Here is a 26,276-nt window from a genome sequence, read left to right on the forward strand (position 1 = left end):
AATTATCCTATAGAACAGGCAGCATAAGCTGTCAATGGCAGGCTGGGAAACTATTCGGGTATTTTTTATTAAAACGTGCATCATGGAATCAACCACCACTCAAGCCCTGAAAGAATGGGCTGTTGCCGTTGATGCTTTAGAACAGGGCAAAACAATCGTACTGCTTCGTAAAGGAGGCATTCGCGAAGAAGGCAACCGCTTCCAAGTCGCCTATGACCAAGTTTTACTTTACCCCACTTACGAACATCAACAACCTGACTTACTCAAAGCTGAGTACACCCATCAGGTGACACCAGTCACATCCGGTTGGCATCCAGAAACCGTGCGGGTTGGGAGTTGGGCTGAAATTACTGATATTTTAAGGGTCAGTGAACCACCAGATCTTGAGGCATTGTCACCCTATCACATCTGGAACGAAAAGTTTGTCAGTGCACGTTTCAAGTGGAAGCCCCGTCAACCTCTCTACATCCTGTTGTTGCGGACTTATAAACTGACGTCCGTTCACCAGATTCCTTACCGTTCCGAGTATGGGGGTTGTCGTTCATGGATTGATTTAGCTGCACCGATTTCTTTAGAGGGTTCTGTTCCTGTTTTAGGTGATGGGGAGTACGTCAAGGAAACGGGTCAAATTTGTCAGGTTCTTAAGGAATTAAGGCTACAGAGAATCCCCAGGTTAAGAATGTAACACGCCAATACTACGTTATCGTGATAACAAAGCTCTACCACGACACTAGTTGGATTGACACCAGTCCTCATCAGCACGTACCCTTACACGCCGAGCCGGAAGTGCTCGAACTGTGATATTTAAATCTGGGCATTCATTGTCATCATCATCGTCATCATCATCTGGAGGAGGCGGACAACCAGGACGGCTAAAACTCCAAGGCGGGTCAGTATGAGGATACCCATTATATATACTTGCAGGACCGCCATTAAAATTTAGATAGAGAGGATAAAATTCCTCTCCCTCAGAGGTAAAAAATCGAAAACGAAAAACTGTATAAATTTTGTTAGAATCGAAATTTCTAGCTTGGTTAATACCAGAAACAGAATATATTACCTCCCACAAACAAGGAGATTCATCGACCCACCGAGGGGCAAAAATTTGATATTTCTCGTGAGAAATGCTACCGATATCAATAGCTTTATCAAATTCCAAAATAAAAGCTGTATTGGCTAAAGCATTCTGAGGAAAAGATAATAAAATAAATGCTGTACTCAAAAATGTTTTCTTAAACAAACTCATAATAATCCTCCAGATGATTCCACTCAAGAGATACTGGAATCCCAACTTGAGCTTGCTCATCCCCAGCCGTGAGATTAGACTCAATGGCATCCAACTGCTTTTGGCTCACATACTGGGATACAAGCCCACCAACCGTCACTGAGCGAGTTTTCTTCAACTGGTCAGTAATCGCATAAAGCCATTCAGCATCAACCGCTAAATCTGAAGGCTTAACCGAATACTTAACGACCTCTAATAACGCATCAACCCAACCTTGATTACCGCGTCGCTGAACAGAACGAACGTATACAACTGGGTCATAATCCAAGTTCGCTGACTCCCGCCAAAACTGAACCCATTGTTCAGTGTTTAAATAACTCTCAGAGAAATATTCAGGGGGCATTAACAACAAAGCATGATAGTGAGGATGAGCTTCACCTGTTTGGGAACGAGTAACCTCAAACGACCGAATATAGCCAGACGGAGAAACACTACGACGAGAAAGCAATCGATGCCATCCTTTAGCCATCGAATCAATCTGTAACCGCAATCGGTCAACAGGACAATTACGAACCGTGAAAGTCAGAAAAATCCAACGATAATTGGAAAAATCTGAATGCAGCCGGGAAAAACCCCGAAAAAACTTAGCCCTCCACTTAGAAACTTTTGCCCATTGACACAAGGGACATTGCCGACAACGACACCAGCGCACATTTTGAATATGAGCCAAAAGAGTATCCCCTCTTAACTCACCCGGTATCAGTCGAAAATCAAATCGAGGCGCACAATTCAAAATCCGCTCAGCATATCGCTGAAAATCTGGGCGCTCACTAGCGAGATAGGAAGCTACAATCCCCAAGCTGTACTGTTTCAAAGAGTCAAAATTGTCCATAAGTACAAAGCGCTGCAATTATGCCTATATTCTCAAGTAAATAGATGGCTTCGCCCTCGCTGCCCTCCACTCCGTTCCGGGCTACGCTGACGGGCTTCGCGCCCTACGGGTTAATCCTCAAAAGGCAACTTAACTCCCCATTGCGAAGCCTCGACCAGCTCAAACAATAGGGGTCAGGGAACGACTGAAGCTTAATCTCTTCAGAAAAATTCCAGACAGGAGATAAAATGGGAGAAGATTCAGCAATAGCCGCCTCAATTGCCGAATCAGCAAAAGTTTCATCTAGGAATTTCGCCGCTGTAAAATTCTCTGGTACAGAAACCAAAGTTCCTGGTTCTGGGTCAGCCAAAGCTTCTGAGTCAGGAGTAAGAATTTCCGAGTCAGAAACTGGTGGATCGGGAGTGAGAACTTGCGGCTCAGGTGCTGGTGGATCGGGAGTGGGAACCTCAGGCTCAGGTGCTGGTGGATCGGGAATAGGAACTTCCGGCTCAGGCGCTGGTGGATCGGGAGTAGGAACTTCCGGCTCAGGCGCTGGTGGATCGGGAGTAGGAACTTCCGGCTCAGGCGCTGGTGGATCAGGAGTGGGAACCTCCGGCTCAAGTGCTGGTAGATCGGGAACAGAAGCCCAATCAACACGATAAATATCTCCCTGGCCCTTCAAGATTTCACGAATCTGGGATTCAGACTGATTACCAATCAAAACATCAGGCGAACGCAAAACATAGCCAGACACTCCAAGATAAACTAAGACACTACCCTGGAGAGAACCAGAAAAATTAGTAGAGACAAAAAAAGAGGGAGAAGACGAAACTAGAAGAATATCCGAAAAAGGAAGCTCAAAAGAAGGTTGAGGAATTATACTCCAATTTCCTGTATTAACATCGATTGTGTAACGACTAAAAATATTAGGAGGAACAGGGATAAGAGTTGTTTGTTCTGCATCCAACCTACCCACACTAACAATTGAACCCGCACTGAAATTAATCGATTCTGCTTCAATAACGCCAAAGTTCAAAATAGGATTCTTGACAGAGGAACCAAAAACTAAAAACCGAGGTAAAGCTGAACTAGATGAATCAGAATCAAGAGGATTAACGGCAAACCATTCTGCCAAATCTTCAAATCGAATCGAAGTAGCTGTAGTCGCTGTAAAGGCAGCCGGAACGTTTATCTGAGCATTAGAACCAAAAACGATACCAGACGGATTGATTAAAAAGAAATTAGGAGTACCACCTGTAACAGTCAGTCGCCCATTAATGTAAGAGAAATTCCCTCCCGTTACTCGATTGAAAAGATTCTGAACTTCAGGCGGGACAAGAAAATCAAGAGACTGATTACTTCCTAAATTCAACTCCTCAAACGTATGAAAAAGATTAGCTCCTTTCTGGTCACCCCCTGTTACCTGATAATCATTAAGCTGCTGTTCAATCACAACAGTGGGAACCATAGGAGTAATTTGAGCCAAAACCAAAGATTCAATCATCAGCACACCTCCCTATAAGAAATCCAAGGTTTAAGAGGATTGACTAAACAAGGATTTTCCTCAACTCGTGCAAACGAGGAATAACACTTGAAAAGAAGCTTATCAAGAGCCGTAAGATTACCTTGATAAGTCTTCTCAGCTAACTTAAGACTAGACGCATAAGCCTTGAATCCTGTCACCTGTCCCCCTAACACTTTCCGCTCAAAAACTGTAAAATTACGAGCTGTAAAAATCCTGAAAAACTTACCAACTAACTCCTGATTCCCACCCAGTTTGTCACTATTCTTAGTTGGACAATCACAAAATATATACGCCGAAGTCAACTCTCGAATTGTTTTATCAGCCTGGTCTTTATATTGTCCTATCCAAAATATACGCCGCGAATCATGCCGAACTTGAGCTAAACTTGCTAGAAAATCTAAAGGAATGTTCTTAAAATTCCTAGCATTTAAATAGACAGCACCTGCTTCATCAATAATATAAAGAGTCTTTTTCTCTCGCATAAATTCACTCAGAAGAAGCTTATCACCAGATGCACAGGAACGAACTTGAATATACCCATGAATCAATCGACTCAAAAGCCAAGTGTAGCCATTATAAAGAAAATAGTAATAAAGCGCTTTGGCATTCAAATGGAAGTTAGTAATAATATCCAGTTTTAATGCCTCAGCAATCTCAAACCCCACTAAAAGACTTACAAATGTTTTACCAGAACCCATCTCACCAACAATACCTGTAATAGTTCCCGGTGGAATATAAACCATTAGAATTTACCTCCCATAATCTTATAAATTTTGAAAGGCACGACCAAAGAAAGAACCAAACTTATATTCTGAGCAGCCTCAAGAATTAACTGACCACCAACAAACGGAACCGCACCAGCCAACTGATTCGCTAAACTAGCTAACTTTAAATCCTCAGGAGTCGCTGGCAGAATTGAAGAAAAGGCTTTAGTAACGTTACAAAAAAACTCTCCAAATGTTCCCATAAATAATTCCCATTAGAGTACTAAGATGGCAAAATAGAGCATCGCCAAAACAACCCCTGGCTCCACAGAATGCCAAATATCAACTAGCCAACAAGCTTCCCATTCTTCCCCAAAGAACTCAGCGGAAGGACAGGAAAGAGAACCCAGAGAAGGAGCTGCATAAAAATCAAAGGGAAACCGAGTCTGAAACCTAGACTGGATACAACCTAAAACAGTCTGCTCATCAAAAGGATGAAACTCCGGTCCCGTCTCCACTTCAATCTCTACCTGCTGTGACCGCAGTACAGAAGGCTGAACAACAAGAAAACAAGCTGACAGCACTAAATACAGAAAAAGCTTCACAGTTTACCTCCAAAGTAAAGGGAGGCACTTAGCCCCCCTCATCAGAATTAAAGGATTAGAGATTCCTCAGAACGATATGATCATAGGCACGAGCGGCTGACCGGATACCTAACGGACTAATAACCAGACCACTAAAGGTCACGATCATCGCACCGAGGGTAGCAACCAGAGTGTCAATCTGCTTAATGGAATCATCGAAGCTAGTCTGAGCACGAACTGGAGCAGCGGAAAAACAAATGGCAAGAGACGCCACTAAAGCCAGAAAGAAATAACGCTGAATCACAGCACGTTGAAATCGACGAAAGGCTTGGAACATAATAACCTCACTTAAAGAAGTAAACAGTCAATGCCAGTAGGCTGCAAAAGCCCAGGTAAATCCCAGAAGCCGAGATAGCCCAATTCAGAGAATCCTGAAAAAAGGAACCCATCTCAGACGTTAACTGGGGGAGGTCGGGCAAGGTTTGCGCAAAAAAGAACAAAAAATCTGACATAATTCCTCCTATTTACTTTTAAGAAAAAAACCAACACCTAAAGCGAGAGCGAAAGCTGAAACAATCCCCAATCCTTCTCCTGTAAAAAAGCCAACTGTGCCAGAAACAGCATCGCCAACCATTTGAGAAGGACTCCCATAAAGAGCAACAGTCTGATTGACACCAGGGCAGCAAGGATGCAGTCCATAATCTCTATCACAGTCGATGTTAAGCTGAGATTCCTGTTCATCAGTTATAGGCAGCTCGTAGGGACATTCGTTCATCGCCTTATTAAGCCCTTAAAAACAGCTATGCCAGCTACTGCCGAAATAAAAGTGATGACATTCGGCATAATATACTGAACAATATTCTGTTGAACAAAATCCTGTGGTGTCAGATTATCGGGCATCTGAAATTGAATATCCGCTAAAAAATTCATCATTTTCTTGACCCCCGACGAACAACTTTTGGACGGGTAGAACGACGTTGTAGATAAACAGAAAATGCCCAGAGGAAGATAACAAATAAAATCCAGACAAGACCAATTTTAATTATCCAGGGAGCTACTTGAGTAGCAAACCAAACCATAACTAATTCCTCGGAAGAATTACAAAGAAAACATGAAGCAAAAGCCAGAAAAGAACAACTCCAACAAGGTGAGATATTAACCCAAACCATTCAGGAGTAAAGTACAAGGAAGTCGTCACTAACTCGGAATTAACCAACAAACTTGATTCAAGCAAACGAGACTTAATCTCTAAAGGAGCTTGTTGACTAGCAATTAACAGGCAGTCAAGAAACGTTGGGAGGGCAAGAAAATTGTCTGAATACTGGCAAACCCCATCTGAAAATTCCACTAAAAAGCCATTATCTTGATAGCTAAATAGTGTTAAGAAGATAGATGGCAATACGCCAGAGAATACTGAATCCATAAATTAAAGTAACAGCGCTCAAAATTAGGTCAAGAAGCTGATGGGAAGCTTGAATAAACTCAAAAAACTGCTGAATCATGCACTAATCAGCTCAGAATTAATAGAGGATTCTAATTCCTCAAGCTCATTAAATTGCTCTTCAACAGGTTCAGATTTCCAGTTCAGATGATGACCATCAATTTCTTTTAGCTCCAAAAACTCGAACCAGGTGCCGCCTTGTTCTTGAGAGCCGTAGTTGTCGATCGCTGCTCGAATAGACGCTACGCAACCGGGACGAAGACCTAAATCTTTGAGTTTTGAGTAAACTTCTGAAGTAACTTTGCATTTCCAGAACACTTCAGCTTCTTCAGCAAAATCAGCGGATTTTTCTTTCCCTTTCTTACCCTGTCCCCAGAAAATTGGGGTAACAAATTTCATTAAAATCTTACGGGGTGCGTTTCGCTTTTTTTCTTCCTCCCGCTGTAGTGCCCATTCTAGGCTAACTAGTCGCAGATTGGGAAAGATTCCAATATATCGATGTTTGACTGTTGCCATAAAACCTCCTCAAAAAGGAATAGACTTACAAAACCAATCGGAGATACCAAGAACTTTCTCCCCAAACTCATCAATTAAGTCACAATCAACAAAGGGAATCATTGAGAAACAAATTAAGGGATAAACTAGCAAACGACAATAAAAGTTAAAATAGAGGCGATTATTACCTATAAGTTTGCCGTGCAAAAATCCCCAAAATAAAATCTGCCAGTTCCAATTAGAGTCATAAAGCGGCATCTGAATCCAAAACCTCCTTGAAAAAATCAACAAAGAGTCTCCCTAGCCATTAGCTTTAAGCCAATAGCTTGATAATCCCAATCTAGGGAGACTCGCTATACCAAGGTTTCTATTCTTTGGTCTGAAGACCTAACACCATTAAAAAGGCTCCCTGGCTAAAGGGAGCAAAATTGGGGACATAATGTCCCTGATTATTAATTTTTGTAAAGCTTTAACTAATGACGGCTCCAAATCTCGTGAACAGTAGCTAGGCAGAATTTATGAAATAAAGTTGGAGAATGACAATTACCTTTAAAAAACCAACGCTTAACAGTCTTGGGTGAACAAAAGCAAATCTTAGCCAGGACCGGATAAGAAACATCCCAATACTGCAAAAATTCCTCTGGCTCCATTTGGGGAAGCTCTAGTAATGCTAATGCCTGCCAATGCTTACACCCAGGAACGCGGGGATGTCGAGGGGAACTCATAACTACTCCTCAAACTACTTACCTGATAAAAGCAATCCATCTTTACTGGTGACGCCGGCACCGAACACCACTTCGTTAAATTCCCCGCGCCCGACACCGCCTACTATCATCATCCAAAACACTTAATCGATCTAAGGCGGGTCGGGCGTCCGCAAGCCGGGGAATTTTGTTCGGTGCTATAATCTATTTTTTGTGGCTTTCATAAGTAATTACTCCTTACTAGTTATCAGTTATGGTTCTTGAACAAACCTAAATCATCGGGTAATTCGTCAAGCGACCTACCTAAAGCACGACAAAAGGCTTTCATTTGAAAAACCGTTAACTCAGGTTCATCTTCTCCACTTTCCCACCTACTAATAGCAGACTGAGTTAATGATTTAGTTCTTGTCTTATCAGGAATCTGCCTAGCTAACTCAGCTTGAGTCAAACCAGCTTCCTCCCTCAAACGACGCAAAACCGATTTATCAATCTTCTTCAGGGACATAATAACACAAATATAAGTATACTCATTGACAAGCTTCTGTCTCATGAGTATACTCATCTCCATAGACAACAAAACGAAGACAGCCCAAGCACCCGACAAAAGTGAAAACGGCTATCTTCTGAAAACGTCTATTAGTGTCCCATGAAAACTCTGGATCAGTAGAACAATTTCATAAGTCGTTGCGTTCGCAGGAGATTCTTGACTGGGTACTTTTGCAGGTTCACTTACTCCCACTTATTGAACCTTGAAAAATGAACAGAAAGATACTCGGCGGAGATATCTGTAAAGACCGTGTTGTCTGTTGGCTTCTAGAGGACAAGCCCGACCACCTACGGAACTTTTGGAAATCTCAACTCAAATCGAGATCCAAAGACCCCGTAGAAGATACTCAAACTTTCTACTTCACCAAGACAGGCATATCCCATCTGCTTAAACTCAAGCCTGATGTTATTGTTCTAGAGCCTACGGGAGTTCATTACTCTTGGTTGTTAGCTCACATCTGCCACTGTGAAGGGATTGAGGTGTTATGGGTTGGTCATTGTGAGGCAACTCACTACCGCAAATCGAACAAACTCCCCGATAAAAACGACCTAGCAGATGCCTTAGCTCTAGCTGCTTATGCTCATCATTACTGGGGAAAACCCGATCAGTTCCTCCAGTTCGAACCCGGTGCAATTGTACAAATCAAAGATTTATATCTACAGATGAAATCTCTGACCCGCGTACAGTCACCCATCATCAACCGAGTCAGGCAACAACTGTGCCGGGAGTTCCCAGAAGCCGCTTTTAAAGATTCCAAAGTTGGCAAGGACGGATTAACACCTCTTTGGGCATGGCTTGGGAATGTTGAGCGCCAAGGAGTACGGCAAAATTTCTACTATGACCGTCTCTACGACAAGTCAGTCGCACCAGCTTACGGCATTGAAATCAGCCAATTCTCACAACGATATGCTCAACTACTCTGCCAAATCCACTCCTGGGAGCATGAAGCTGAGAAAAAACTAGCAGAACTGATTCACCTCCCACAGTTCAAACGCTACAATCAAATCTTTGATAAGTTCGGAATTGGACTCAGACTAGGAGCGCTGTTACTCTGTCACATTTACCCACTGAGTAAGTTTGAATCTTTGGGCAGTTTTAAAAAGCGCCTGGGGATGGCAGGAGACGAGATAAGCAGCGGCGACCGTAAAGGATGGAATGCTGGGAGCGGCTCGAAAATGTGCCGAACTGAGCTTTACCTCTGGATTCTTTGTATCATCGCTCCTAAGAAAAACCGTCCTACCGGAGAAATCGGTCAAAAGCTCGGAGACTTCTATGACACACGTCACGAGCAGTTTGAGACGAATAATGAGGGTAACGGTAACACCTTTGGGAAACTCATCATCAGCCAGACCGCTGCTTATGGTACAAAGCTACTTTTTAAGGAACTCAAAAAAGCTCTGATGCTGAAAAACTAAAGGCTCTCACACCACATTACTACCTGAATTTTCCTGAATATTCGGGTAGTAACTTCTACCACTAGGCTCTAAGTCTTTATACTTAGAGCCTCTCTTCGTACTACATTGGCAACCTAGAGTGAAAGTGAAAGGGAAGGGCAACAAGAAGTCAACTATCCCTCTTCTGTCACTTTCCGAAATTCTGACGAATTTCCGTCATTACAGCCAACTACACCTAACGCAAGAATCAGGGTTGGCCCCCCATTTTTCGCAATCTGACAGAAGAGGGATAATAGTAAACGCAAGTATGTCTTTATCAGAGGCTTGGCAGTCATGACGCTCACATCCCAGCAAATGACGCTATTAGAGTATCTTAACTATGACGATGGCACGGATACTCTTTATGAATTGGTGAACGGGGAGTTGGTGATTATGCCGCCAGAAAGTGAACTCAACAGACGGATTGCCATGTTCTTGTTAGTCTGCTTTCTGCAACAGGGAATTCCTGCTTATCGGTTGACTCAGAAGACAGAATTGGTAGTGAGTGGTTCACGGGCAACGACGCGCTTACCGGATTTAATGGTGCTTTCTGAAGAACTGGCAACGGCGTTAGAAGGGGCGAATCGGTCTACTGTGATGATGGATATGCCGCCGCCAGAGTTGGTGGTTGAAGTGGTGTCACCCGGGAAAAAAGGCATCGACCGAGATTATCGTTATAAGCGGTCTGAGTATGCAGCGCGGGGGATTGCCGAGTATTGGATTGTTGACCCGATTGAAGGGCGAGTCACGGTGTTGGAGTGGGTGGAAGGGTTGTATGAGGAGCGGGTTTTTCAGGGGAATGAGCCGATTGTTTCGCCGATGCTGCCAAATTTAGATTTGACCTGTGAGAGGGTAATGAATGCGGGAGGTTGAGCTGAGGTAGAGTTGTATGGGTAAACTTTTTGACCTGTATGCTGAATTAGAACGACGAGCAAGACGAGAAAATATTCCTCTTCGTCAAAAATCTAATTTTGAAATTCCTACTCCCCACTCCCTAGATATTCAAAAAATTCTGAACTCCTGAACGTCTTCATTCAGTGTTAATTGTTCATTCATCTGAGTTGATATTGATAGAAAACAGCAAAACTTTTGCAAATTGCCAGAAGGGTGAAGAGAGTTTATCTCTAAATTCTCCCCAACTCTGCTGCTGCTGTACTCTCCTACTGACAACATCTTAGCTCCTCTAGGTTAGGAGTGGGTTAAATTACGGCAAAAGCAAAGATTTTTGAAATTGTTGGCAGGGGACTTGACAAATAAGATTTTTTGTTCAATCCTTACCAAGGGCTTAAAAATAGCACTTAAGTTATGCTCTAGTCGAAGGAGCTTAACTTAAACGAAGCCTTGGGGTGTTTATCTATACATTTTTACAAAGTCTTTATAGATTTGTTTACGAACTCTTCATTTGTACTTAAGCAAACACTCCTGTTCCAGCTTCAAACTATTGATATCAGTAATGTAGTCCGGTAATCAGCGGTCGCCTAATGCTTTCCCTCTCAATAATGGACGGTTTATCTTGGAGGCAACCCGTATTAGCTCAAGATGTCACCCTGTCTGACAGTGTGGTAACGATGGTATTTACTGACCTTGTTAGCTCCACCGCAGTCAAAAAATACTTGAATGGTAGTGATATTACTGCCCGGAATCGTCTCTACTTTGACAATATCCTCAAGCCGCACCGCCAACGAGTCGAAACCAGTCTAGCCATTTACGGGGGGCGTGTGGTTAAGACAGAGGGCGACGCTTATTTCCTGGTTTTTGCCAGCGCTGCTCAGGCAGCACAATGGGCTGTAGCACTCCAAATTAGCCACATGACTGACCCCATTGATACTCCACTGGGTCCGTTACAAGTCAAAATTGGGATGCACACGGGCAGTCCTCTCCCAGACGGGGATGATTTTATTGGAGAGGAAGTAGACTATGCGGCTCGTGTTTCCTCACAGGCTAGGGGTGGGCAAATTCTGCTTTCGGAAGTCACAACGGTACTTGTACGCAACGTCGGGCTAGTTGGTTCAAGACTGGTGCGGCGTGGCACTCGCAACTTGAAAGGCATTGGCAAAGTGCCGCTTTTTGAACTGCTTTACCTTAGTAAAAAGCAACAGCAGCTTCAGAAAACCAGGAAACCACAACGTTTGGGTGTTCAACTGTTGGCAAGTCTTGCTGGTGCAAGTGTAGCCATTGGTGTTGGTTTATCAGGGATGCTACAACCCTTAGAGATGAAGACGTTTGATCACCTGATGCAAGCGCGTCCTCAAAATGAAGCGCCCGATCCGCGCTTGCTGTTGATTACCATTACCGAATCAGATGTGCAGGCTCAATCCCCTGAAAAACGGAAAGGTTCGTCTTTATCCAATTCCAAATTAGATCAACTGCTCAAAACACTGGTACAGTATCAACCGCGAGTGATTGGCATCGACCTTTATCGGGATTTTCCGATCGAGCCCCAGCATCAAGATTTAGCCAACCGCTTGGGGCAGGACAATCGTCTGATTAGTGTATGCAAGATTGGTGAATCTGAAGAAAAGCCTGGTATTCCACCGCCGCCAGATATTTCATCAGATAGCGTGGGAGAGCGGGTTGGTTTTAGCGACGTTGCCACCGATTCCGATGGGATTGTACGTCGTCAGTTGTTAGGTTTAGCTCCTCCCGAACAGTCAGTTTGTCAAACGAGTAATTCTTTGAGTTTAGCGATCGCTCTGCGGTATCTGGAACCGGAAGGCATTACGGCTCAACTGACTGAAACCGATGATTTGCAGATTGGCAGTGCTGTTTTTCGCACCTTACAAAAGAACAGTGGCGGTTATAACCCTATTGATGCGGGAGGCTACCAGACCTTACTCAACTACCGTGCTACCGGTTCGATGGATGCGATCGCTCCTCAATATACCCTTAAAGAGGTGCTTGAGGAAAAGAAGCTCACCCCCGAATTAGTTCGCGATCGCATTATTCTCATTGGTACTGTTGATGAAACTTTTCAGGACTTTCACGTTACTCCCTATCATCTAGCTGGGCAGTCCAAAACAGCAGGAGTTGTTCTTCAAGCCCATATGATCAGTCAAATTATTAGTGCAGCTCAGGATGAACGTCCCTTGTTATGGTGGTGGTCGCAATGGGCGGAATATCTTTGGATCGGCAGTTGGTCTTTAGTTGGATGTATCGTCACTTGGCGCTGTCGGTCAATCTTGGTAATGAGTATAGCCGTCGGAGGAACACTATGCATTCTCTATGGGGGCTGTTACTTCATCTTCACTCAGGGAGGTTGGGTTCCCTTCGTCCCATCAGCCCTAGCGATAGTGGTTACGAGTGGGCTTGTTAGGGTTTATTATTCACATCCAGTCTTAGCCTATTCAATCGCCTAGTTTGGTTTTTTTGCTTGCGGTTTAACCTAATTTTTATTAATTTTAAGTAGTCCGACATCAAGAAACGTAACGTTGCCAAAAAAATAATGAAATCGCCCGAACTTTCCTCCACTCCCAACCCCAAGGCTTCCCTCATTAGTAACCTTTATTTGTGTCAAGTTGCTGAGTAGAGAAAGCCAAGTTATAATCGATTAAGATTTCGCGTTTATCCGGATACTGATACTCAGTTTAGTATTAGTTACTATTCCATAATAGACTTGATTTAAGTCATGAAAAGGATATGGTTATCGTTTCAGCAAATAAAGCGTGCTGTAGCGATCGCATCGGTGCTCAGTGTCTGTATCATTAATCCTATTAACGCTCAACCTCTACCGAATAGAGGGGCTGATAACGTTTCATCGCTCAGGCAGATTCATTTTAATTCCCCAGACCTCACGGGCAGGGGACGCCCGGGCGATCGCAAAAGTGCAGCCAGTCGCGGTCAATGTCACCTTGGTAACTCCTCCGAATCGCTGTATGCTTTAATTCCTGATACAAATTTGGGATTAACGGTAGACGGGCATCCAACGTTTTGGTTCTATTTTCCCGACCAAGTTAGTAAATTCCACTCCATGAAATTTGCGCTGTGGAGTGAAAAGGGTCAGAAAATTTACGAAACGACCTATCAAGCGGCAACTATTCAACCGGGTGTTGTCAGTATTCCTGTGCCAGAAACAGCACCCGTGCTAGAACAGAACCAAAACTACAACTGGATTTTGACCGCTTATTGCGAAGACCCACAACAGGCATCTGATCCAACAGATCCCCAAAAAGTCCGAGTCAGAGGTTCAATTCAGCGAATTACACCCACTCCAGAACTAGAGCAAGAACTCAAAGCCGCCGTCACACCCCGAGAACAAGCATACCTCTACGCTCAGAAGGGTGTTTGGTTCAATGCCTTAACCATCCTCGGCAATCTTCGCCGTACCGAAACGGGCAATGGAACCCTTGACACTGATTGGACTAATTTGTTAAGTGATATTGGTCTCAACGAGATTTCGCAGAAACCGATTGTCGAATGCTGTAGGGCTTCTAGCAACTAAATATAGCGTTTCTTTATCTACGGAGGTACACCCTCATGAAGGTAGGGAGTAGGGAGTGGGGAGTAGGGAGTAGGGAATAGGACTGTACCTCATCTAAGTGAGAACCGCTATAACCCTCTTCTGTCAGACTGCGAAAAATGGGGGTCAAACCCTGATTCTTGCGTTAGGTGTAGTTGGCTGTAATGACGGAAATTCGTCAGAATCTCGGAAAGTGACAGAAGAGGGATAAGTAAGTGAGTATTACTATTTGTCGTTGAAGCAAGGCAGAGGGTATAAGGCAGAAGGGAAGAGAAGTTGACACTCTTAAGATTTTTTAACATACCTTCATTTACGTCGAATAGCTTAGAATAAGAAGGGGAGCAAGGAAGAGACGTTGACTACCTTGAAGTCCCCTTATTAATATGTCAGCGTGTCGTACATCGCAACTGAGTTGTATTTATCTGAGTAGCTTCTGAGCCAAAAAGGGTCAGCTTCTCTAAATCTGGCGATTATAACGGCAGTTTCCTGCCAGAAGAAAAGACGCAGTGTAAGCGCTCAAGAATTAATCAAGTCCAGGTTCCTGTAAATTTGTCCTAAGAACGAGCGTCTTTTCCACGGGTAAAGAGCTGGCTCTAGCTTTGTACAGCCAAGCGGTCGAACCAATCTGGCGTGCCTGTAAGTTATATCTGAGCTATACCTTGTCTATTGCAAGATTAAGAAAAATCCCCAGTTTCCTTCAAATGAAAAACAGTGTAAATTAAAGTCGTGTCAACTTACTAAACCAGCTTGGTAAAAATAACCCATCAGTTGGGATGCGATGAAGAGGGAGTGGGGAGTAGTGGGAAACTTATGGTAAATTTCCGCCGGGTAGTCTAGTCCAATAGCAATAATAAACAATAGGGGGAGTATTCTCAAAACCTTGACGATCACTGAGAGTTGATAGTATACCACGCCTCCCGCTACTCCGCTCTTGAGCCGATGACCGCTTCATCTGATTAGGATTCGGTGCAGCTACCTACTTAGAAAGTTCTGTTGATAGGGGTGAAGAACGCTTATCGGTGAAGTTCGCACTATCAATTCCACCCATTTTTCATACAATCGATTACCCCCATGGTTAATGCTGTCGTTAAAGTAACAACTCTGCTGTTGGCTGCCTTACCCATTTTGGGAGCGCCCAACCTGGCTTTATCAACAAGCCTTTTAAACGATAATACTATAGTTAAAGACGCATTACCCAGTAATCATTCGGTAATAGTGGCTCAGTCTATTACTCCTGCTGATGGTACGGGGACGAATGTCACTCTGACGGGCAACGAATTCAATATTGACGGTGGCACGCCTTCAACGGATGGGGCGAATTTATTCCACAGCTTCTGGGATTTTGATCTTTTAGCCGGTGAAGTTGCCAACTTTTTATCGAATCCCCAGATTCGCAATATCTTAGGGCGAGTTGTTGGTGGTCAGGCTTCAATTATTGATGGTTTAATTCAGGTAACGGGGGGTCACTCCAATTTATTCTTAATGAATCCAGCCGGGATAGTGTTTGGCTCGAATGCTAGCTTAAACGTCCCAGCATCCTTTACAGCGACAACCGCCACTGGCATTGGTTTTGCTGGAGATAATTGGTTCAATGCCATTGGTACGAGTAACTACCAGAACTTAATAGGTAATCCCACCCAGTTTGCCTTCGATTTAGCTCAACCTGGCACTCTGATTAATGGGGGCAATCTGGCAGTATTGCCGGGAGAAACTTTAGCCTTACTGGGTGGCAGTGCTATTAATACTGGTCAACTGACGGCACCGGGAGGTACGATCGCTATTGTTGCAGTACCAGGTCAGCATCGCCTCCGCATTAGCCAACCGGGACTACTGTTAAGTTTAGAAATTGATTCGCCACGTCAGGTAGATGGTCAGATGGCATCCATTCGCCCTCAAGATTTACCACTGCTACTGACGGGTTCGGCACAGACGGTAGAGACGGGACTGAACGTTTCTCCAACGGGTCAAGTACAGCTCAAAGAGTCGGGGATTCATGTAATAGCAGAGGCAGGTGAGGCAATTGCTTCCGGCACTCTGGATGTTTCTAATTTTTCCGAAAATAGCAATTCCCAATCGGTAAATGTTTTGGGAAACAAAGTCGGAGTCTTTGACGCCACGATTAACGCTTCTGGAATTAATGGGGGTACAGTGCGGATTGGTGGCGGTTATCAAGGTCAAGATTCCGTGTTTAATGCCTCCCAAACCCTAGTCAGTGAAAATTCAAAAATTACTGCTGATGCTTTAACGAATGGGAATGGGGGTCAGATAACGGTTTTTGCAGAGGGAGTGACAGGCTTTTACGGGGATATTAGCGCCCGTGGTGGAAACCGGGGAGGTGATGGTGGAGTTGTGGAAGTGTCGGGTAAGGAGTTGCTAATTTTTACAGGTTTTGTAGATGCAGGTGCTTCTGAGGGTAAACCTGGCAGTTTGTTACTCGATCCCAAGGATATCATTATTGGAGACTCCACCTCTCCCTTGGCACAACTCTTTAATCCGAATACCTCAACAAGCAACCAATTTGGCTATTCAGTAGCAGCGGTGGGGTCGAATGTCGTGGTGGGAGACCCAGGCGACGATACACTAGCATTAAATGCAGGTGCTGCTTATTTGTTTGATAGCAGTGGGATGTCACTGCAAGAGTTTTTTAGCCCCAATCCTACTGTTAATGGTGGGTTTGGGACAGCGGTAGCTGGGGTGGGGTCGAATATACTGGTGGGTGCTCCTGGAGATATGGGAACAGGAGCCGCTTACCTGTTTAATACCAGTGGGATGCGACTACAATCCTTTCGCAAGCCTACTCCAGTAAGCGGCGATCAATTCGGCTTTTCAGTTACTGGGGTGGGGTCGAATGTGCTGGTGGGTGCTCCTGGAGATGACACTGGGGGAATGAATGCGGGTGCTGCCTATTTGTTTGAGAGCAATGGCAACCCCCTGCAAACCTTCACCAGTCTTAATGCGACAACGAATGGTCAATTTGGCTATTCGGTAGCTGGGGTTGGGTCAGATATACTTGTCGGTGCCCCAGGAGAGAACATATTTGTGGGTAGCATCATCAGAACAGCGGGTGCTGCCTATTTGTTTGAGAGCAATGGCAACCCATTGCAAAGGTTCATCAGTCCTAATCCTACGGATGGTGGTAAGTTCGGTAATGCAGTGGCTGGAGTCGGCTCGAATATACTCGTGGGTGCTCCTGGTGACAATTCTGGACTGGGAACTATCGGTGCTGCTTATCTGTTTAACAGCAGTGGCGAACCGTTGCAAACCTTCGAGAATCCCAATCCTACCAATAGCGGTAAATTTGGGACTTCCATCACGGCAGTAGGCTCGAACGTATTAGTGGGTGCCCCTAGCGATAACCCAGGGCAGGAAACGACAGGTGCTGCTTATGTGTTTGATTTAGAGAGTGGCAACTTACGGCAAACCTTCCCCAACCCTGACACACTCAGCAATTTCGGTAATGCAGTAACTGGAGTGGGAGGGCAGATATTCATAGGAGCGCCTGGAAATCCTGACGATACAGGAGTTGTCTATGGGTTTGCATCGAGCTTCACCTTTGAAGATAATCCCAACCAACCCGTTACGATTGATGCCAGCACCATTACCAATATCACTAGGACGGGAACTGATATGGTGCTACAGGCTAATAATGACATTACTGTAGATCGGGCAATTATTACTCAGTCGGGGGGAGTTGGAGGAGGGCTAACCTTACAAGCAGGTCGGAGTATTTTTGTCAATGCCGATATTGAGACGGCTAACGGTGATTTAACCTTAGTTGGTAATGATACTAATGCGATCGCTCAATTTCGTGATCCAGGACAAGCTGAGATTGTTATCTTGCCTGGAGTAACGCTTAATTCAGGCACCGGCGATACAACCATTAGGCTGGATACGGGTGCTGAAAGTGGGGATATTACTCTAGGCAATATTATTGCCGGAAATCTGATTGTAGAAAACAAGAGTCTGGGGGGTGGTGTAGAAATTCCGGAAATGACAGCGATTAACCTCACGGGAAACGCTGACATTACCACGACGGGGGGTGACATTCTCAGCAGCAGTACTATCACCACGGCTGGCGGTGAGATTCGCTTCAGCAGTCAGGGTGGCACGATTCAAGTTGATAATGCCTTGACTCTCACAGGTGACACTTTCCTTTCTACAGGTATTGGTGGTGGTGATATTCTCTTCAACAATCAGATTGATGGCAACCGCAACCTCAACCTGACGGCTGGAACTGGCAACGTTAGCTTTGGGGGTGCAGTGGGCAGTATCACCCCAATGGGTAACATTATTATTGAAAGTGCGGGTAATATAACGGCAAATAATGCGATCGCAGCTAATCGCTTCACTCAGACTACATCGGCAACAGGTGCGATTAACTTGGCAGACTTACAAATTTCGGGTGGGGATGTAAAGCTAAGTACCGCGAACAATCTCACTACGGGTAATATTACGACGGCTAGGGGTGATATTAATCTGACTAGTGAGACGGGAACTGTTAATAGTGATGATTTAAATTCCGGTGGTGGCAAAGTAGAGCTGAGGGCTAGTAGTAATCTGACTACGCAGACTATCACCTCGGTTGGTGGGGATATTCAGGTAACAAGTCAGACGGGAAGTGTAAATAGCGGTGACTTAGATTCCGGCGGTGGCAAGGTGGGAGTCAGTGCTAATACTAATCTGACTCTGGGTAATGTCACTACGGCAGGCGGTGAGATAAACCTCACCAGTCAAACCGGAGAAGTGAGCACTAATAATTTGAATTCCTCGGCGGCAACTGGGGGTGACATCACGGTGAATGCGGCTATCAGTATTAAGACTGGAGCGATTGATTCTAGTGGTACTGAAGGGGATGGCGGCAATGTCACTCTTGATCCCCTCAATGATATTAGTGTTGCCTCTATCAATGCTCAAGGGGGATCTCGTGGTCAAGGTGGTAATGTTGATATTACAACCCAGAGATTTTTCCAATCTACCGATAGTTTTAGCGATCGCAACGGTACAGAGGCTAGCATTTCTACCGCTGGCGGTAATGGTGGTGGTGCTATTACCATTCGTCATGATGGCGGTGCCAGGAATATTCCCTTTGTGGTGGGTGATGGGAGTGAGAATGGGACGGCGGGAGCAATTACGAGTGGGAATTTTACGATTTCTCCCAATCAGTCGTTTCCAGGAAGCTATACGTTGGGTAATATCCGCCTGATTACAACTGATCCGAATAGTCCCACGAATCCTAGTCAACCCAACCTATCATTAGGGATTGATTTTAGTAAAGATTTTCAGTCCATCCTAGAATCACTGACGGCGACGAAAGACAGTTCTACTACTAATTCCCCAATTATTGACTTTGGTGTGAATGAGGCGGAGCGACGTTTTACCCTGGAATTTCAGAAATATCTGGGGCTCCAACCCACTCCCATTCTCACCCTAGACGAAATTCGCGATCGCTTGCGCAATATCGAGGCAGCCACTGGCATCAAACCGGCTATCATCTACGCGGTGTTCGTACCCGAAACCACTGGGAATGAAAAGGAGCTAGAACTGATTTTGGTAACAGCCAATCAAGAGGTGATTCGTAAGCGAGTGCTAGGGGCAAATCAAACGGATGTACTGGCTGTTGGACAGGAATTCCGCCAGGAAATTACTGACGGTGGATTGGGTTATTTTGATGCCGCTCAACAACTGTATCAGTGGCTAGTGGCACCATTAGAACCGGATTTACAAGCTCAAGGGGTTGATAATCTCGTTTTTATCCTCGATGCTGGTTTGCGATCGCTACCCTTAGCAGCCCTTCATGATGGTAACAATTTTCTGGTACAGCGATATAGTGTAGGTCTAATGCCCAGTGTCAGCTTGACAGATACCCGTTATGTCAGTGTCAAGAACCTACCAATTTTGGCAATGGGATCATCAGAATTCCCTGACAACCCTGAACTAAACCAATTACCAGCCGCCTCCGTCGAAGTGCCTTTACTTGCTGATACTATTTGGCAAGGTCGAGGATTTCTCAATGAGGAGTTCACCCTTGATAATCTGAAGGCACAACGCCAGCAGATAGCATTTGGGCTGGTTCACTTGGCAACCCACGCTGAATTTAAATCGGGAGAACTCAGCAATTCCTATATCCAGTTATGGGATACGAAAGTGAGATTGGATCAAGTAAGGACTCTGGGTTGGAATAAACCCCCTGTAGAATTGTTAGTACTGAGTGCCTGCCGTACTGCCTTAGGTGATCCAGAAGCGGAACTCGGCTTTGGTGGGTTTTCAGCTAAAGCTGGGGTTAAGTCGGTACTCGCTACTTTGTGGTATGTCGAAGATTGGGGAACTCTGCCGTTGATGGCTGAGTTTTACAACCAGTTGGACGAAGCCCCCATCAAAGCCGAAGCATGGCGACGGGCACAGATGGCAATGATTGAAGGGACGGTCAGGTATGAGGACGGTGAGTTAATATTATCGGATAAACAAATAGCTTTGCCACCCACTCTCGAAAATCTCAGTAATCCTGACCTATCACATCCTTATTATTGGGCGGCATTTACGATGATTGGTAATCCTTGGTAAGGGAGATGGGGAGCTTGCTCTATATTCATATATGTCCTAACCGTCTTGGCAGTTGCTATAAAAAGAATTAATAAGCTGATCAAAGAAACTAAAAATTTACCTTTCGAGGGAATGGGAGTTTACCTCATGACTATGAGAAACGCTATATTTCCTTTTCTCTAACAACTAGCAACAGTACCATCTCGGCGGCGATCGCCAGCACCAATCACCGATCCATCTGGGATTTTCATAACGGTATGAACGCCGCCAAAAAATAGATTTTTTTCTTGCCAGCGCACTAACTGATGGTTGGCAGAAAGTGTTATTTGGTTAACATCTTCTACTGATAACCCAGGTTCTACATGAAAAACAGAATTTTCCCCATGAGTTCTCGGACTATCAACGGCTTCATTAACGGACAGTTTAAAGTCTAAAATATTAGAAATAACTTGTAAAATTGCCGTTCTAATCCGATTAGAACCTCCAGAACCTAATACAATTTCAGGCTGGTTATTTTTTAAGACGATAGTAGGAGACATCATCGAAGAAATTCGCACATTTTCTTGCCACTGATGGAATCCATGGGGGTTTAAGTCTTCCTCACCCAACATATTATTCACCATAATCCCCGTACCAGGAATCACGTAGCCGGAGCCTTCCCCATTTGATGTCGTAACACTAGCCGCATTGCCATCTCCATCAATCACACTGATATGGGTGGTACTTCCCCATTTATTCATAGTTTGAGTAAGCTGCTGGTTGTACTGAGCGAGATGCTCGTCTGCTAAAAATTTGTCAGCAATATTCTCTTGGTAAAGATAAGCGTCATAGCCATCCTTTCTCGCTACATTGGTTAATTTCATCACCTGGTACAAAATTTCTAAATGACGCACACTGCCAAAGCCAAGCTTCTCCATATCAACTTGAGATAATAGTTTTAATGCGCAAGCAATCAACGTACCTCCAGAACTAGGAGGCGGATTGGTTAAGAGAGTATTACCACGATAGTCGATTGTGAGTGGTTCTCGTTCTATTACCTGATAATTTTTTAAATCTTCTACGGTTAAATATCCACCTAATTGCTGGCAATCTTGCACTAACTGACGGGCAATTTCCCCTTCGTAAAATTCTCTCACACCGTTTTTTGTTAGGTAAGCTAACGTATCGGCAAACTCTGACATCATTAACATTCCCCCTGGATTGATGGGTTCCCCTGTCAGAGCAAAGACAAGTTTGCCATCTTTGTGAGCCATAATAATTGGCTCTAAAACTGTTCTCAAAGAGTAATACTGAAATTTGTTTAAGAGAATTCCCTGTTTTGCATAATGAATGGCAGGTTCAGCTACAATAGGCAAGGGCAGCTTACCCAATCGGTTATGAACGTGAAACACTCCAGCTAAATTGCCAGGAACTGCCATCGAACCCAGTCCAATATGAAACTCTTGCACAGCATTACCAAAATTGACACTAACAGGATAAAAGTCAATTCCTTGCCGATTTCGCTTTTGACACGGCGTTTGGGTGAAAAAATCAAACAGGATATTTTGATTAGCCTGAGTATGGGCTAATAAGAAACCACCACCAGCCGCCGAAGTCAACCCAGGTTCAGTAACAAAAGATGCCAGAATCGCTGCAACTGCTGCATCAAAAGCATTACCTCCCAAGCGAAACATTTCGATACCCGCTTCAGCAGTTTTTTCATGTCCAGCCGCAATCGTGCCCCGAGTTTTTTGAGCCATAGATACTAATATCGAGTCAGACTAACGATGATAGGGTTTTGAGCATTATTCACGTCATACTTTCAAAAATCAGGACAGTTTTAGGGTATCGATATCCATAACAGAAGTTAAACCTTATCTAATTAATAGGCTCTATCTCTCCTTGAATATTCCAACGCGCTTTTTCTTCTAGTTTAAGAAACAACAGCTCAGTAAAATAAATCCGTTCTCGTTGCAATAGGTTCTGTAAAACTTGCTTTCGTTGAACTCGATAACGTTCATCTGACACCCAGGCATATTCTTGCCGAATAGCTTGAGCGTAAGCTCGGTAATCTACCTCAGAAGCACCGAGAATTGCTAAGTCGGCATCCAGAATAATTTGGCAGTCAATATCATCGGGCGATGCTTGATGGGTTTTAGTGCTTAAAATCAAGGTTTTAATCCGATTGATTGTAGACTTCGGTAAGTTTAACGAGTTTAAGCTAACTTCAGCATAGTCAGCACTTTTTTCTTCGTTATCATTAGATTTAGGATGGTAGATAACATCATGGAACCAAGCTGCTAGTTGAATAATCGGAAACTCTAGAGCTAGCGATCGCATTGGCTCTAGTTTCTCTAAAACTTGCTGAATATGTCCCAGTGTGTGATAGAATCTATCAGCACTAGAATAAGCTGTTACCAAGTCTTGAAAGACCTGGCGGCTAATCTCGGAATTAGCCTGAAATTCCTGTAGCAAACTATCCCACTCAGATTGTAGGGTTGCAATAGAGATAGTGAAATTCTTCATTACTATAGCAAAGGGGGGAATTTTCGGGCAATAATTGGTGGGATGGGTGAACCATGCTAGAATTTCGTCAGCATGATGAGTTATACCCTATACAAACGCGATTCTTCGCGTTTTACTGTTTATTTGACTGTTAAGGGCATCAATGCTCAATCCATCTGATAATAATCCAGAACAGCAGCCCCATCGCCTACAGGCTCTACAATGGCTGCTCCAGAATTATCCCATTCCCTTTTGGGGTGGGGTTTGGGCAATATTTGTTACGGTTGCGACTGTGGCAGCGATTGGGATGTTCAATCCCGGACCGATTGAACAAGAAACATCTAAACCTACGCCAACTCGAACGACCATTCAAGACTATACGGTACGAGAAGTACCCAAATCTACACCAACTCCAACCCCAGATCAGGAGTTGGCAAGCAAAAAGGCATCCGATCCCCAAACCGCCATAACGACAATTCGGGAATCTACAGCAAGAGAAGGTTTGCCCCTATCGTTTTTTGGCAGTCTGGCTCTAGGCTGTGCAGCAGGTTCCTTAGTAGTGGCACGGCGGTTGAAGCAGTCAAGCCAACGTCGTCCATCTCTCAAACGGACTAAATCGGCTACACCTGTCCGCAGAAAGCGACGACGTTCTTCTAAAAAACGCCATCTGGTTCCCCGACCTCCCCAGCCTGTTAATTCCCAGCCCACTGTTAAGATTTCAGAGGAGCCGCCCTCAATACCTGATAACAAACAGGCTCAAGTCACGGTGTTGCCTGCCGAGGAAAACCATCCTTTAGATGGACGGGAAGAAACTTTGGCTGAAATACTGGATTTGCGGAAGCGCGAGTCTTTGGCTTCCCTGATGCGCCGACGGTAGTAAAAGCGATCGCGCTATGTTGGTAGACTCAGATCTTTACTAATCCCTATTCCCTTTAAGAGCTATTGAATGGAAGCAATGGGAGGATTTCGCAGCAGTTCACGAGTTTCTTTCGCGGCTTTTCTCATCAATACTTCTACTTGTGCGTGATTGAGTTGTTGCCGGAGTGCTTGACTCAGATACTGCTGCAAAACTAAGGAGGCTTCAGAATATTGGGGAATGGGGGGACGTAAGACGGAAGTTTTAACAGCCTCTAATAGTTTGGGTAAATGTTCATATTTATCAACAAGGTCTTTATCCTTAAATAATGCCTCACGACTTGGCAAAAAACCGCTTTCTAAAACTAAGTTTTTCTGAACGTCCTGGCTAGTCAAGTACTCGATAAATTTCCAGGCTTTTTTAGGGTACTTCGAGTTTTTGGCGATTCCCAAACCCCAGCTACCGTTACAACTTACACCGTCAACACCTGCAACATGAAGTCTCATGGGTTTGACGCCCACTTTGCCGCCGTAAAGGGGAGCTTTTGGATCTTCACTGTTGACTTTCTTCCAGACGTTGGGCCAGTTTCGTAGAAACACACCATTGCCTTGCTGAAATTCTTCTAATGAATCAGCTTCGCTGTACAAAACAACCTCTAAGGGCGAAATATTTTCTTTAATCGTGCTAATTAAAAAATTCACGGCATTAATCGCTGCCTGCTCATCAAGTCCTACTTGTAACGTTTTAGGGTCGATCCAAAAACCACCGTAACCCTTCAGTACCTCAAAAAACACGGCGACTAAACCTTCATACCGCCATCCCTGCCAGAGATAATGCCATTCAGATTTTCCTTGCGATCGCAATTTTTTGGATAAATCGACCAATTCTTGAAACGTTTCGAGACTCTCGATATCCTCCCCCACTAAATCTTTGCGATAGTAAAGCAAACCTATCTCTGAACGCAAAGGCAGGCGATATAACTTATCATCATAGACTCCCGCCCTTATCTGACTCTCTATAAATCCTTTTTCATCGATCAATTCCTTCCGATTTGTCCATTGGGATAAGTCTCTAAGACACCCTTGGGCAGCCAACTCCGGCACCCAAATGATGTCCGTATAAATCAAGTCATAGAAAGAGTTGCCTGATCGACAGTCAATCATATACTCTTCCCTTAATTGGTAGGTGACAAAGCCTCCCAGATTTAGCTTAGTTCTTAAATCGACCTTAATTTTTGGGTTTTTAGCCTCGAAATCATCGATTAACGTTTGCCAAGAGGTCGCTTCATCGGCAGGAACCAACCAGGAGAGATGGATAGGCGGTCGATTTAAAAACAGAACAAACAAAACCAAGATTTGGAAGAGGGCGACTAGCAACAGGAGTCTCTTCAACGTGATTCGCTTTCGGAAGGATTGCATCATCTTTCACCTCTGAACTGCATAGGGCAGGGGGTCTTTCAATCCCAACTCAGAAAAAGCCACCAACCGCAACTGACAAGAATCGCAGACTCCACAAGCTACCTCGTCCCCAGCATAACAAGACCACGTTTCCTGCCAAGGAACCCCCAACTGATTACCTAACTCGATAATTTCCGTTTTCTTGAGCTGAATCAGAGGCGTGATAATCTGAATCGGTTGTCCCTCCCGACCTTGTTTCGTCCCCAACTTGAAGACCTCCTGCATTGCCTGGATATAATCAGGACGGCAATCAGGATAACCCGAATAATCTAAGGCGTTGACTCCCATATAAAGCGCGTTGGCACCCATAGCTTCTGCATAGGACAAGCCAAAACTCAAAAAAATCGTGTTTCGGGCAGGAACGTAGGTAATAGGGATGTTCTCGGACATCTCCTCTAAAGAGCGCTCCTGTGGCAAGTCAAGGTTATCATCCGTTAATGCCGAACCACCCCACTGCCGCAGGTCAAAGCTGACCACCTGATGGTCTTTTACACCAGCACAGCGAGCGACTGTTCTTGCCGAAGCCAGTTCCCGCCGATGCCGCTGCTGATAGTCAAAGGAAATAGCGTAACACTCGTAACCCTCGGTTTTGGCTTGATAGAGAACCGTAGAAGAGTCCAAGCCTCCAGATAGCAAAACAACGGCTTTCAAAATCTAAATCCCTCCGTTGCATGAAGTAATTACCAAGCTATTGTGTCATTATTTTTAAGTTCAACGACTGAGTGTTGAGTGTACCCGTCAACGGTGGCTCACATCGAAATGCTCTGCGTCCTCAACAGCCCCTGACTGATGTGGACAACGCAGAAACTGACACACCTATTCGCCGCTGCAAGGCACAGAAAACCACAATGAAAACAGTAGCAGCCACTCAAAAGACTTCCCATAGCTGACAAATCGGGGCTAAACTTTGGAATTCTTCACATTTAAAGGTGCTGTGGTACTATCTGGATGGTT

General features: G+C 44.5%; 23 protein-coding genes. 9 read left to right on the forward strand and 14 right to left on the reverse strand.

Features of this window, described 5'->3' with window-relative positions; genetic code table 11:
- Positions 1–82: 82 nt before the first annotated feature.
- A complete protein-coding gene (locus IQ257_RS04860; RefSeq protein ID WP_193872528.1) occupies positions 83–685 on the forward strand; it encodes a DUF1802 family protein in 603 nt (200 codons plus the stop codon).
- A 45-nt stretch (positions 686–730) separates the two neighbouring features.
- Here IQ257_RS04860 and IQ257_RS04865 read toward each other — a convergent pair whose 3' ends face one another.
- The 10 genes from IQ257_RS04865 to IQ257_RS04915 form a co-directional block, all read right to left on the reverse strand.
- Positions 731–1,246 (reverse strand): hypothetical protein, encoded by a 516-nt coding sequence (locus tag IQ257_RS04865; RefSeq protein WP_193872527.1) that lies wholly within the window; start codon positions 1,244–1,246, stop codon positions 731–733.
- A complete protein-coding gene (locus tag IQ257_RS04870; RefSeq protein WP_193872526.1) occupies positions 1,233–2,117 on the reverse strand; it encodes a protein rep in 885 nt (294 codons plus the stop codon). The genes IQ257_RS04865 and IQ257_RS04870 overlap by 14 nt, the downstream gene beginning before the upstream one ends.
- Before the next feature lie 103 nt (positions 2,118–2,220).
- Positions 2,221–3,600: a filamentous hemagglutinin N-terminal domain-containing protein gene (locus tag IQ257_RS04875; RefSeq protein ID WP_193872525.1), complete on the reverse strand. Its 1,380-nt coding sequence runs from the start codon at positions 3,598–3,600 to the stop codon at positions 2,221–2,223.
- The gene (locus IQ257_RS04880) at positions 3,600–4,364 is read right to left on the reverse strand and encodes a zonular occludens toxin domain-containing protein (RefSeq protein ID WP_193872524.1); all 765 of its coding nucleotides are present in this window, start codon (positions 4,362–4,364) and stop codon (positions 3,600–3,602) included. Before IQ257_RS04880 ends, IQ257_RS04875 begins: the two co-directional genes overlap by 1 nt.
- Positions 4,364–4,588: a hypothetical protein gene (locus IQ257_RS04885; protein ID WP_193872523.1), complete on the reverse strand. Its 225-nt coding sequence runs from the start codon at positions 4,586–4,588 to the stop codon at positions 4,364–4,366. The genes IQ257_RS04880 and IQ257_RS04885 overlap by 1 nt, the downstream gene beginning before the upstream one ends.
- Before the next feature lie 12 nt (positions 4,589–4,600).
- On the reverse strand, positions 4,601–4,930 hold the full coding sequence (locus IQ257_RS04890) for a hypothetical protein (RefSeq protein WP_193872522.1): 330 nt from the start codon (positions 4,928–4,930) through the stop codon (positions 4,601–4,603).
- 55 nt (positions 4,931–4,985) lie between these two features.
- Positions 4,986–5,246, reverse strand: a complete 261-nt coding sequence (locus IQ257_RS04895; RefSeq protein ID WP_193872521.1) for a hypothetical protein — start codon at positions 5,244–5,246, stop codon at positions 4,986–4,988.
- A gap of 183 nt (positions 5,247–5,429) precedes the next feature.
- Entirely contained in the window at positions 5,430–5,684 is a 255-nt protein-coding gene (locus IQ257_RS04900; protein ID WP_193872520.1) for a hypothetical protein, read from the reverse strand.
- A 723-nt stretch (positions 5,685–6,407) separates the two neighbouring features.
- On the reverse strand, positions 6,408–6,866 hold the full coding sequence (locus IQ257_RS04910; RefSeq protein WP_193872519.1) for a hypothetical protein: 459 nt from the start codon (positions 6,864–6,866) through the stop codon (positions 6,408–6,410).
- Between the two features lie 930 nt (positions 6,867–7,796).
- Positions 7,797–8,099, reverse strand: coding sequence for a helix-turn-helix domain-containing protein (locus IQ257_RS04915; protein WP_228060436.1), 303 nt, complete (start codon positions 8,097–8,099; stop codon positions 7,797–7,799).
- A gap of 206 nt (positions 8,100–8,305) precedes the next feature.
- Here IQ257_RS04915 and IQ257_RS04920 point away from each other — a divergent pair, with 206 nt between their 5' ends.
- The 6 genes from IQ257_RS04920 (at position 8,306) to IQ257_RS04940 (ending at position 20,546) form a co-directional block, all read left to right on the forward strand.
- Positions 8,306–9,511, forward strand: a complete 1,206-nt coding sequence (locus IQ257_RS04920) for an IS110 family transposase (protein WP_193872518.1) — start codon at positions 8,306–8,308, stop codon at positions 9,509–9,511.
- A 312-nt stretch (positions 9,512–9,823) separates the two neighbouring features.
- Entirely contained in the window at positions 9,824–10,402 is a 579-nt protein-coding gene (locus tag IQ257_RS04925) for a Uma2 family endonuclease (RefSeq protein WP_193872517.1), read from the forward strand.
- A gap of 16 nt (positions 10,403–10,418) precedes the next feature.
- Complete coding sequence (locus IQ257_RS30655; RefSeq protein WP_265584442.1) at positions 10,419–10,553, forward strand: hypothetical protein; 135 nt, start codon at positions 10,419–10,421, stop codon at positions 10,551–10,553.
- 475 nt (positions 10,554–11,028) lie between these two features.
- A complete protein-coding gene (locus tag IQ257_RS04930) occupies positions 11,029–12,885 on the forward strand; it encodes a CHASE2 domain-containing protein (RefSeq protein ID WP_193872516.1) in 1,857 nt (618 codons plus the stop codon).
- 269 nt (positions 12,886–13,154) lie between these two features.
- A complete protein-coding gene (locus IQ257_RS04935) occupies positions 13,155–13,967 on the forward strand; it encodes a DUF928 domain-containing protein (protein WP_193872515.1) in 813 nt (270 codons plus the stop codon).
- A gap of 1,089 nt (positions 13,968–15,056) precedes the next feature.
- The gene (locus tag IQ257_RS04940; protein WP_193872514.1) at positions 15,057–20,546 is read left to right on the forward strand and encodes a CHAT domain-containing protein; all 5,490 of its coding nucleotides are present in this window, start codon (positions 15,057–15,059) and stop codon (positions 20,544–20,546) included.
- A gap of 158 nt (positions 20,547–20,704) precedes the next feature.
- Here the strand turns inward: IQ257_RS04940 and ggt are convergent, their stop codons facing one another.
- Complete coding sequence (ggt, locus tag IQ257_RS04945; protein WP_193872513.1) at positions 20,705–22,264, reverse strand: gamma-glutamyltransferase; 1,560 nt, start codon at positions 22,262–22,264, stop codon at positions 20,705–20,707.
- A 118-nt stretch (positions 22,265–22,382) separates the two neighbouring features.
- Positions 22,383–23,030: a hypothetical protein gene (locus IQ257_RS04950; RefSeq protein ID WP_193872512.1), complete on the reverse strand. Its 648-nt coding sequence runs from the start codon at positions 23,028–23,030 to the stop codon at positions 22,383–22,385.
- Between the two features lie 142 nt (positions 23,031–23,172).
- On the opposite strand from IQ257_RS04950, the gene IQ257_RS04955 reads away from it, so the two are divergent.
- Entirely contained in the window at positions 23,173–23,886 is a 714-nt protein-coding gene (locus IQ257_RS04955) for a hypothetical protein (RefSeq protein WP_193872511.1), read from the forward strand.
- Between the two features lie 62 nt (positions 23,887–23,948).
- Here IQ257_RS04955 and IQ257_RS04960 read toward each other — a convergent pair whose 3' ends face one another.
- Together IQ257_RS04960 and queC are read right to left on the reverse strand one after the other, a co-directional pair.
- Positions 23,949–25,286 (reverse strand): ABC transporter substrate-binding protein, encoded by a 1,338-nt coding sequence (locus IQ257_RS04960; protein WP_193872510.1) that lies wholly within the window; start codon positions 25,284–25,286, stop codon positions 23,949–23,951.
- Positions 25,287–25,289: 3 nt separating this feature from the next.
- Complete coding sequence (gene queC / locus IQ257_RS04965; RefSeq protein WP_193872509.1) at positions 25,290–25,973, reverse strand: 7-cyano-7-deazaguanine synthase QueC; 684 nt, start codon at positions 25,971–25,973, stop codon at positions 25,290–25,292.
- Between the two features lie 71 nt (positions 25,974–26,044).
- On the opposite strand from queC, the gene IQ257_RS04970 reads away from it, so the two are divergent.
- A complete protein-coding gene (locus tag IQ257_RS04970) occupies positions 26,045–26,212 on the forward strand; it encodes a hypothetical protein (RefSeq protein WP_193872508.1) in 168 nt (55 codons plus the stop codon).
- The last annotated feature ends 64 nt before the right edge of the window (positions 26,213–26,276 follow it).

Origin of the sequence: Coleofasciculus sp. LEGE 07092 (assembly GCF_015207375.1) — a bacterium.
Taxonomy (GTDB): domain Bacteria; phylum Cyanobacteriota; class Cyanobacteriia; order Cyanobacteriales; family Coleofasciculaceae; genus LEGE-07092.